At 34.4% G+C, this 12,150-nt stretch carries 4 protein-coding genes; all 4 read right to left on the bottom strand.

The genetic code is table 11. From position 1 onward, the window contains the following. Positions 1-549 carry a YcbK family protein gene (locus PSF27_RS01355; protein WP_206086655.1) on the bottom strand — a complete coding sequence of 183 codons (549 nt, stop codon included), beginning with the start codon at positions 547-549 and terminating at the stop codon, positions 1-3. 353 nt (positions 550-902) lie between these two features. Continuing rightward, positions 903-2,687: a L,D-transpeptidase gene (ldtD, locus tag PSF27_RS01350; RefSeq protein WP_272680738.1), complete on the bottom strand. Its 1,785-nt coding sequence runs from the start codon at positions 2,685-2,687 to the stop codon at positions 903-905. Between the two features lie 487 nt (positions 2,688-3,174). After that, positions 3,175-8,157 carry a calcium-binding protein gene (locus PSF27_RS20975; protein WP_272680737.1) on the bottom strand — a complete coding sequence of 1,661 codons (4,983 nt, stop codon included), beginning with the start codon at positions 8,155-8,157 and terminating at the stop codon, positions 3,175-3,177. A 28-nt stretch (positions 8,158-8,185) separates the two neighbouring features. Next, complete coding sequence (locus tag PSF27_RS20970; protein WP_272680736.1) at positions 8,186-12,124, bottom strand: C80 family cysteine peptidase; 3,939 nt, start codon at positions 12,122-12,124, stop codon at positions 8,186-8,188. Positions 12,125-12,150 lie beyond the last annotated feature (26 nt).

Here is a 12,150-nt window from a genome sequence, read left to right as displayed (position 1 = left end):
TTACCACGTTCTTGCAGGTCCTGTATCGATATGAATGAAATTGCTTCGTGGGTAGTAACCAACACCACCCGCCCCCATTTTCAGTGCCGCTTTACGAATATTACTTAATTGTAAACCTTCAATGTGAAAATCCATCGCTTGTCCACGTGTATGATAGCTTTTTTTGGCGACCCCTGAACTTTTACTGCGTAATTTATTATTCGTTTCTAAAGAACGGTAGCCAGAGATCAATTGAACGGGTTTATTCGTTCCCATCATCATTTGCAGTAAATAAATTTGATCAAACAGTTTTGGATCGATCGTTTTGACTTTGTCACAACGATAGTCACGGAAAAAATGATTTAAACGAGCAAGTTCAGATTTATTGTAACGACGACCATCAAAAAATTCTGTTTTCAAAAACTCGCCTGTATTAATGTTTTGAAAACGCAAAATACGAGGACGAGGCGTCGTCATTGCGGCAAATACATGACTTGGTAATAAACTGAGGCCCACTGTTGCAGCACCAATTCCCAGCCATTTTCTGCGGGTTTGATCAATAATATCCATAGGTGATAACTCAGACTCTAATAATTTAAATAAATATTCGATGAATTTCAGACAACCTATTGAGTCTAGCAAATCACACTCAGTTTTAATGTATAATTATGTAAAGATATGCATAATTTAAGTCAAATTTATTGCTATATTCGTCAAAAATAGAGTCATATCACTAAATTCTGCGTCTTAACCGTATTATTACGTTAAATCTGTTGTAATAGATTCCTGAACAGCACGACATCAATAATTTAGCTTAATGATAATCATAAATTGTACATCAACAATGGAATTATTCGGAATTAAACAGAATTAGTGAAAAAAGAGGCGTTTCCACCTCTATTTTTTCGTTAATTATCTAATTATTACAGCATGACTTTTTTCAATAATGGCAGATAGGTATCTACATTATCAATACCATTATCATATTGATAAATATCAGCACGGTATTGCGGTTGTTGGTCTTTATCAACCCAAGCTGTTTGGTAATAAAGATACACAGGAATTCTGTCTGGTATATTGACGTAACGTGTTGACCCTTCTTTCAATGCGCCATCAATACGTTTTTGTTCCCACCCTGCATCACCAAGTAAAATGCTGGCTAGCTCACTCGCTTTATTGACACGTACACAACCTGAACTTATCGCACGCGCATTACGGTTAAATAAGCTATGGTTTGGCGTATCATGCAAGTAAATGGCATCGGAACTTGGCATATTGAATTTATAGCGCCCTAATGAATTGGTTGGACCTGGCGCTTGTCTAATACGGTATGGGAAATTTGCTGGAGTGATGTTATCCCAATCGATTGAGTAAGGGTTAATTTCATAGGAATCTGTCCCCCAACCTGAATAAACAGTATACCCTTTACGGCTAAAATAACTTGGATCTTGTTTTCCTCTTGGTGCAATATCTTTACGCGCCATACTGGTTGGCACACTCCAAGGCGGGTTGATTACCACATTATTTAATGCGCTACTCATAATTGGCGTTTTGCGATCCGCACGGCCCACAATCACTTTAGAATCTAGGATAACTTCATCATTTAAATAGAAATCTAACGAATAGCCTGGAATATTCACCAAAATCCCAGTGCCACTACTTGCAGGAATAATACGCAAACGTTGAATATTCAACGCCATCAATCCTGCTTTTTGCGCAGGCTTCATATTCAGCCAAACCCGCGTGCCTTTACCAATCACACCATCGGCTTCTAAACCATACTGTAATTGAAATTTTTTAACGGCATCGACCAGTTCTTGATCATAAACTTTCGAAGCTGTTCTCGTTGGTTTTGCAGACTCTGTAACAGCAACTTCCGTCGGCTGTTCAGTTGCTTGCTCTGCAACTTGCGCTAACGTTTCAGGCGCTTCAGTTTCAACCACATCTTCTGTCATGCTATCGGCTAACAAACCTTCACGCTGTAAAATTTTACGTAATACAAGCACATCATCACTGGATTGCCCTGGTTTGAGTGTCTTCGTACTCGTTATTTCTAACTCATCTTCAGGTTGTGCCAGCAATTTAAGCATTTCTTTGCGCATCGGCTGATACATTGGATGGTTAGGTGCTTGAGCTTTAACCCACTCAGTTAGACGTTGAGAATCAACAGCATCTAACCAAGGTTTTATTTGTGCAGCTGTAGGCGCAATGATTTTGTAAGGTCGATTCGTATATAACCAATATTGCCCACTGGATTCAATAGAAGAGAGATATTGGAGATAACCAAGCATCGCATCTGATAGAATCACATCACGACCAAGCTCACTAAGCTGGTTATTTTCCAATAAGGATAACCATTGCGCAAACTGAGGTTGAACCCCAGAAAGTGAAAGTTCCGCTATTTGCTGTTGAAATTGACTAATCGCTGTTTCATCTTGCCATAAAAGTTTCATTTGCTTATCGGCATATAATTTAGCGAGTTGTGCTGCAAAAACGGGTTTCACATCAGCTGGAAGTGAAGCCACTATTTTTGCCATACTCTCTGTTGGTGTAACCGTTAAGATCTCTTTTACTTCAACAACTTGTGGCTGTGAAGCTTCGGTTACACTTTGCTGCGTATTTTCATCACTGGAAAATGCAGGAAACTGGAATGTCATTAACCCACATATTACTGAAACTTGCAGAGCTTTCACTCTTCTCTTTGCCATACATCCACCTTAAGTTACTACATGGATAAAAATAGTTTTTATTATAGTTGCAGCTTTATTGTATTTAATTTTAACCGTAATGTTATAGGAATAGACTAATTTTCTGTTTTTCAGATAGACATCGATAGGTCATCATTAAATGATAAAAAGAATTATTTTCATTTTTAACAGGCTAACCGACTACTTTACGCTTTAAACATAGATGAATTTTATTTTAATTAAAAGCTTTACTGAGAGCTTTCTTTAATAGCTAATTCCCATATAAAAAAAATGGTTTTTATTAGGAGAAAATATGTTTGAAAAACCTTGTTTTATTCAAATTAATTAAACAATAATTTTACCAAGTAGTGTACACTCAAGTTATTAAATCATAATCCCATATGATGGGACTTAAATTGACTGATACCATAATAAAAAAAACGCTCATTTCAATCTATTGACTTGAGCGTTTTTATAAAAGTTATAGGGTTATTTTACCTTCACTACCTTAAAATGTTTTCGCTAAGTAGGACTCAACATAAGTGGTAGGAGCCCAGTTACTTTGTTCATGTACAGGCAAAGCCATATCTAGGTTATTCTCATATTTTTCCCGACTGCTCGCCAATACTTGAAGTAATCTATCGACAACTAATTCGCTATGATTTTTCCATAGATCTTTATTATCTTTATAAAACTCTACGGATACACTATCGCTATCTGAGTATTCATGGTTACGATAATAGATAGTTACGACTCGCCCAGTATTTGAGGTCAATGTTGATTCTACAATGCCATTCGACCGTTTATCTTCAATGAGCTTGCCACCATCAAAACCTACCAAAATGACTTTATTTTCTCCTTGCGTAGCATAAATAACCACATGTCCCTCTCCATATCCATTTACAACATAAAGGTCGTCCCCTTCCATCCCATTTAACACATCATCGCCAGATAGTGAAATCAGGACATCATCACCGCTACCAGCAACCAATGTGCTTTCACCTTTACCACCATACAGCACATTATTTCCGCCATCGGCTGAAAACCGCTTAAATCCCCCATCACCCATAATAATGCGGCCATCACCGCTTTTATCATTAACAGTATCATCACCTTCCAAGGTATTTACTAGCCAATTTCCCTTAGAATTCGTAGAATCAAGGAATAAATATTCACTTCTAGGTGTCAGTGATATTGGTTTTTGGATACCTTCCAATATACCATGTAACTTTTCAACAGGGTTCCAAGTAGATAATTGCCCACTTTTATTTGTGTTCGATAGCTCTTTGGTTAATTCACCTATTAATGATTCTGAATTATATTCCATCAACTTTTGTAGTTTTGGTGTCAACTGTGGATAGATATGAATTTGAGGTGTATTCCTTTCTTCAGATTTGAATTTCACGATAACATATTTATCAAAATCAGAGCGATATCTACGATACACATTGCCATTATCATCTGCTTCCTCTTGTGTTTCACCACTAAAATTAACAAGGTGGATATGGTTATATCCTTCGGTATCATCAATGAAAACCACCCCCTCATAACTACCATCAATTAAATAATGATCGTTTCCTTTCCCTCCCATTAGAATGTCATTTCCCTGACTAGAAAGTAGAAAGTCATGCCCCTCTCCTCCGCTAAGACTATTTTCCCCTTCACCGCCTAAAAGAACATTATTTCCACCAAAAACCTTTATCGTATCATCACCTCGCCCGCCTAAAATAATACGCCCCATCATACTTCTGTCAGTAATAATATCATCGCCATCCTCACCAGCGATGACAGGTTCATTAGAAAGGTAACCTGCTGGTAAAGTAACAATATAATTATCATCAATGCGCTTGGTTACCTGCTCAATATTATCTATCGTACCGCCTTCTTGCTGTAATTTTAGCTTGAATATATTACTGTACTTATCTTGTATAATGACTGAATCACTCATACTTTCATCAAAATTCTCGAATCTTATGCTAAATTTCTCTTCATTTAACTTATCTTTGACTCTCAATATTTTTCCATCTAAAGTAAATGAATAAGCATTTTCGGTAGGTAATAACAACACGATTTTATCTTCTTGGCTATAACGGTCTTTTACCTCAGAAAAATCAAAAATAACTTCCCCATTTTTGTAAAGTGTTGGAATTATTTGGTAGACATCCTGACCTAAGCTAACTGTAATAAAAGCACCTTCACTAATCCCTTGTACTTGATTATTTTCATCAGTTCCTTGATATTGAAAATTTTTCGCTTTTCCAGCAGCGTAGAAATGCCCCCAAGAAGGGGATAATGGCTTGGTAACACCACGAATGGTTATCTCTTTTGATTGTTCATTAATATAAACATTATCATTTCTGGAATGGGATAATTGATCATTATCTTGAAGATAAGTAATACTGAACAAATCTTTTTTTATAGATTTATCCTCTTCATTTGAAAATGTTTTTAATTCACTATTAAACGTAAACCCATCACGAGTGGTTATATTATAACTATGTTGTAACTTTCTACCATCTGCCGTTGTAGAATAAGCATTTCTTAATTCGATAGTGACCTCACTTTTTACATTAGTAAATGTATGGCCTAATTTATTTTCAGGCTCTAATGATAACTTGATATACAAATGATTATTTTCTATATAAACAGCAGATATTTCATCTAAGGTATATTCGATATCTATAGAGCTAACTGACTGGCTATCTTCATTTATAGACACGAACACTTTTTTATGTTCATTTATCTTAAAGTACTCAGGTTTTATATAGGGAACATCTACAAAATTTTTATTTTTTCGATTGTACTTTGTACGTGTCCGATAAAAATATGGGGCATGTTCTGTCCAATCAAAACGTCGAATATAATAACTGTCATCACCATCCCCCCCATGAGCCTCACCTTCCACAAGTATCAATCGGTCATTACCGCCATACCCATATGCTTTATCTTTTCCAGCTCCTACATCAATAATATTTTGTTGTTCATCACCATGAACTTCATCATTAGACTTATTGAATAAAATAATATTTTCAATATTTTCAATGTTTGCAACATTAATAGCATCCCCTGTTTTATCATTTTGATAACTCACACGACACTCATTTAAATTAACATGGACGCTATAACCGAAAATCGGCTCACTCATCATTAGAGTGTCTTGACCTAAAAGACCATCTAAATATTTAGTCGGTTCATTTCCACCCGATTTCAATGAGTTAATGTCACTATCATTCAAATAAAAATAATCTGTCTTATTTCCTCCTACAAGATATTTTTCTCCTGTAGAGATTTGAAATGCGTTCATTTTATTTTTCTTACCAATAACGACATCATCGCCAGTAGCAGTATCAATACTCATACCTTTTGAAAAAATATTATTTAAACTCAAAGTAATCTCATCAATATTTCCCCCCTCAATAGTCATACCATTAGGCGCATCATCAGAAACCTGCGTTATGCTTTCTTTAAAATGGCTGTATCCCCCTTTTGTAATATATAGATTAATTTGCTTTTGAGCTGATAGTTTAAATTGCTGCTCAAAAGGAATTTGATAATAGTGCTGTTCAATTCCATGCTTAGCATTATATCTATCTAATAATGGGTTATTGTAGTCCACATTAAAAGAGTAACGCTCACTTGTCGGAACTGAGCCAACTTGTTTTAGGCCTTTCACTTCACTCAATTGCTTGACATATTTACGGGATGCGGCTTCATAAGGTCTTTTCGCCCGAGTATGGCCATTTGGCTGTAAATGATAATTCCTTTGTAATATATCCGCTTCTCTCCAACTATAAGTAGGAGCTCCCCGCTTAAGGTATTTTATTTCTGAAAATCCGTGTCCAAGATGAACATCAGCAAAAGGCCCTCCAAAATAGTTATTATCTTCATCAACTAAATAAAATCTTTCTTCATTCTCAATAATAGGTTTTTCCATTACTTTTAAGTGATGACTAAAACCTAAATCCTCAAAAAGCTGTTCAAATGTATTTAAAGACTCTAGCCACTCATTATGCATGAATAAGGCGATATAGTTTTTATTCATTATTTCTTGTTGAGTTCGAATCGTCGGGGGTAAACCAAATGCGCCTCTGATCCCCTCTTCTAATTCACGATCCCAACTAATATCTATTTGTTCTTTAATATTTTCAACTGCCCTTATCCCATTATAGATCCATCCGCCAATCATTAAAATTGCACCTATAACTAAACCAGCTACGGGGATTGTTGAAGAAGCTGCTAAAATACTAATAATAACAATGCCATTGACAATAAAACTAGCAATAGAAAGCGAGGCATTAACGATTAAGTCTTCTCGCTGTTTTGGATCAGAGACACTTTCTAATTTCGATAAGTTATCGTAGGCTTGGTAGGCATCAAATCCCATCCCAACTAAATTAAATACAATAAGTACTCCCATCGCCAAACGAGATCTTACCAGCGAAGAACTGTTTCCAGCCATTTTCAATAAAACCGGTTGAACAATCATGTCACCATAATTGGCTAATGCCGAACCGCATGTGATGTATAACTGTTTTTTTAGCTCATCATATTCATCTTCTGTAATATCAGGGTTATTTAGCCTATCAATAATGCTATAAATGCTCACTAAAGTCTGCCCAATACCTACCCCGCCCATAACCTGACCAAGTCGATTACCGAATTTTTGAAAAGGAGGTAATTTCACGCCATATCCTCTTAATTTTTCAATATGTTTTGGCGTAAACTTTATTCCATTAGCGTCTTTAAATTTTGCTAGATATTTTAATTGTTTTTTTAATATTGCAGTATCGCGAAAGTCTGCATCATACTCTACAATATCTGCTATATCGGTATCATTTAATTGCAGACTCAGTGCTTTTAGAAAGGCGAGATCTGAGTCGCTACCGCTCAATAAAGTTAATTCAGCTGCAAGGCTTTGCGCATTAAAACGAATTTTATTTGACCAACCTTCACTTCTAGTTTCTTCAACTGTTATCGCTTTTCCATCAATTGTAGTCCCTAATTTCTGCAATTTAGCTAGCGATATGTCTTCACCTTTAATATTAATCCAACTATTTTTAGGTTCATTAAAATCTGTATGATTAATAATATCGTTTCGTTGCTGACTATAGAGGCTCATACGTTCTTTAAGATCAGTAGAGAGAGGGTCAATAAATACGATCGTTCCTCTTGGCTCACCATTACTGTCAACTATAAAGCCAGCATGCTTTGCCCGTGATACCCATTTCCCATTTTCAATAGAAATTTCCTCATTTAAATAGCTCGTTAATACTTTTCTAAAATCACTCTTGGCTTGCCTTTTATTTTGTTTTTTAACTTGAATTTGAATACCGTTCGGATCAAATAAGCTATATTGATAAATACCATCTTGAAGTTTATATGTTACTGTATAGGTGGTTGACTCTCCTTTTAATAAATATATTGCGCCCTTATGCAGCTCTACATCAGATAGCTCAGTCGTTAAAATATTGGATAGATGTAGGTCTTCCACCAAAATACCCGTATCGCTCAATCCTCTATCAATATGGTAGTAGCACCTCTTCACTATTGCTTAATAAGCCTTCGTGTTGCTGCTGCTCTAAATATGCTTTTCTTTTCATCAAAATTCGAGCTGAATCAATATCGCCTAATAATGATTCCAAACCATAGGTAAGCCCTAACTTTTTGTCTAGATTTTCTGAATAGCCATGTTGTCTAATCATTCCATGGTTAATTAAATTAACTTCACTTCCATTGGAGTTATTTTTCGTATTATTTATTAACTGATTAAATTGCTGCTGCCTCTGCCTATTATTTTCTTGATATAATGATAAGGCTTTGTCCAATAACAGCCCTTTTAAAGGAGCGTCTTCTGAGTCAAAATTATAAGGATTCAGTTGACTAAAATTTTTTAAATCAAGGCTTAGTAACATGAAGGCATTGCGGTCAGTCGATAACGCGAGCACTTTTCCTTTATCGAATCCATTAATAGCAGGGAATAATACCCTCAATTGTTCAATAGAATCTTCGCTTAATTTATTAATGTACGATAGGTCATTTTGAATAGAGACTAATATTCTATTAATATTACCTGCTTGCTCTTGTAGTGAACCTAATAGCTTCGATTTAAATAGACTATTCCACTGAGTTAAATCTTCGTTTTTTACTTGATTTAAATATTCGTTTACTTTAGGGCTAACTAAAGGATCATAAATTGCAATTTTTAATTTTTTAATATCAAGCTGACCATTAGAATCCGTAAAGTAATTAGCTAAATAAGGATGATCTGTAATATTTATATCTTTGATTACAGTATTTTCAAGTGCTATATTCTCAAGCAATGTGCTCAAATATTCATGATTATTATTGGCTGTAAGCGTTGGCTGCATATGGTTTGTGGCTACTGGCTGAGATATCGGTTTAGATACAGGTTGGAATGTTAATTTCGAGATTACTTGCGAGTCAAAACCAAACTCTTTAAGCTTCGTTGATAAGTCATTAGTAAACTGCTTGTGATCTCCAGCCGTAGTAACCATTGTTGTATCAATCCCTTGGAATAAAATTTGCTTAGGATTAATAAACGGGTATTCGTCTCGTATATTTGCTAATAAAGAATGTAAGTTTTTATTTGTTTTGATAACCGTATCAGAGTCACCAATCAAAACCCATCTAACAGGTTTTTCTTTGCTCTGTAAATTAGAAACCGAACCATATTCTAAATTCCATTGCTTCATGTCCCATTGTTCTAGGTTAGGGTCTGCCTGAATAATCATGACGTTATCAGGTTCTGACCTTGCTAACCTCTGTGCCATATCTAGCCCTTTAGATTCTCCAGTCAAGCGTATTACGACAGTAATGAATGAACCATCCTGCCCCCGATTTCTTAAAGGGTTATTTTTTATATAGTCCGCATCAACCATTTCCCATATTGGTGTATCTAGCTTACGCAATTTATTAGAAAAATAGGCATGAAAGTCATCAGGCAGCTCCCCTTTATGTTTTGCCACCTCATCGATAAATTGTTTATAACCTTCTGGATTGTAAGCTACTTTTCTTAGCAAATTAAAGTCTATATTATATGAGTCACCGTCCCTAAAACTAGCAAATGAATCTATCCCAGGAATCATACCTAATCCCTCAAACATAAAATGATTTTCATTGTCTATTAACTGTTTAAAATCTATTTCACCGCGACGTAGCTCATCAATAAAATAGACGGCTCCTAGTTTATTATTAATGTTAATTTCCAATATTTTCGGATCAAATTGATAGGTTTGCTTGAAGTGTTTAGTGGTTATTGAATCTAATACCGTGTCATCAGGCACGATCAACTTATTACCCATATAAATAACACTTACTTTTCGATTATAGGCAATAATAGGCATCTTCATGCCTTTTTCAGCGAGGGCTCCAGTGACACCAAATGCAAAGTTTTCACTAACTCCTCCTCGGCCTAAATTGCAACCAATTAACACTAATTTATCTGGACTTTGACTATTTAATATTTTTTTACGTAAATAACTCATTCCTTCCGCAAATTGTTCAGGTGTATTCTTTCCATATAAAGTTGGCTTACCGCCACCGATATAACCACCGTGACCAACAGTTATCCATCTGACCCTATCTAAATTAAGTCGGTTAATTTCACCATGAATTATTTTATATTGACGAGACTTTATGTCATATTGAATAATCATTGAGTTATCTGGGTGTTTAGAGAAAGCATGCGCAGTCGCTTTACTTGATATCTCATCCCCTTCAATTTGAACTATGACATTATAACTATACTCAGTGGGCTTTCTTGCTCTGTCAGGATCAGCATCTTTAGCACGTTCTGCTTGGTATATTTCATGTGGGTCAAGCCAGGAGTCAATTTTTTCAGTACTCGCTGATTGTTCTCCAGCTAAGGTAAGCAATCGATCCTCTTTCATATGATTAATATGTGTGTCAAAGAAATCTGTATCTAATTTAGCTATCACCTTGTTATTATCAATATACTGTTCAATTTTTTTATCTTCATTAATATTAAACCTGTGGTTAACTTGATATACTTTATATTCATTTTTAGAAATGAATATATCCCCCTCTATTGTCTTTAATAAATCTTTGCTAGATTTCAACTTATCGAACAAATCAGTAAATTCCATAACATCTGAAAAAATAGTAATTATCTTACCATTAACTGTAACTTGAGTTTCTACTATATTTTTTTGTTCATTATAGCCTGTATAAATTAGCTTTATACTTAATTCATTATCTTCAATTATTTCTTTTCTTTCTATTAATAATTTTATTTCTAGGTCCCTTAGTCTTTTAGCTTCTATTCCTTTAAATTTTCCTCTATCACTTTGAGTTGCAGAATTTCCAACTATAGAAATATAAACTTTATGCTCACCATTCTCAAATGAACTAAAATTATAATTCTCTTTATTCATAGAGATAAAGTGCTCTATAAAATCAACAAATACTTGATGTTCATCGGCCATATAAGTGCCCGCATTAGGATCAAAGAATCTATATTTCCAATTTTTATTTTCATCATCATAATTAACACTGATCGCCATTGAGTGTTGCTCTGATGAAAAATGGCATAAAAAGGGCTCTTTACTATTACGAGTATGCTCCATCAAACTAGAACTTAATTCACTTAACTTAATTTCATATAAACCTTGATTCCCATAATTGCTTATATTTTGCCTTGAGTTTGCAATTCCTCTTTTTCTATTATAACTTTCCAACTCTAAATAAAGATCTCTTTGAACATCTGTGATTATTACATCCACAAAAAAGGTTATATCTGAGTGGCTATAATTTTCATTAATTGTTTTCAATTTAGATTTAAATTTATTTTTTAACTTTATGAATAGTGGTTCTGATACAACTGCCTTTCCATCATTTGTTTCAAAAAATGATGGCTCTGCATGTAACGCCTCCCAATATTTTTTAGTTTTAATTTTAATTCCATTGTTTAAGTAATCATAATAATCACTATTTTCTATATTTTTATTCAATGCTAAAAGATGGTTATATTCAAAAATTTCTTCTACATATTCAATGAAGTTTCTTTTTTTTGTAACAAGGTCAACACCTAATAAATTTTCGACATAATCGCTATATAACATACCTTTTTCATTAAAATTTTGGGTCGTTATGACATCTAGCATGTAATAATCTAATATCTCTTTCGCGTGTATTTTTAGTGCATCTTGTTTTATTTTACTCAAGTGTACTGATTTGCCTTCATCATTAGTTAACACATAATTTAAGTGATTCAACATTCTCAGGAATTTTTCACCATTACCTTCTGCAGCATATGTTAAAAATGAACTTGAAAAACCATAACAATATCCAGGCAATTTAGATAAATCCAAACCATATTCATTAAATACAGTCGAATAGATGCCCCTATTTTCATCACTTGTAAAATATTCAATAAATTGAGTTTGTGAAAAATCAACACCATCTACAATATTACCCATTATTAAAAATCTCCATATAATTTAAA

Source organism: Providencia sp. PROV129, from assembly GCF_028482245.1.
GTDB lineage: Bacteria > Pseudomonadota > Gammaproteobacteria > Enterobacterales > Enterobacteriaceae > Providencia > Providencia vermicola.
This window is presented reverse-complemented; position numbering and strand designations above follow the sequence as displayed.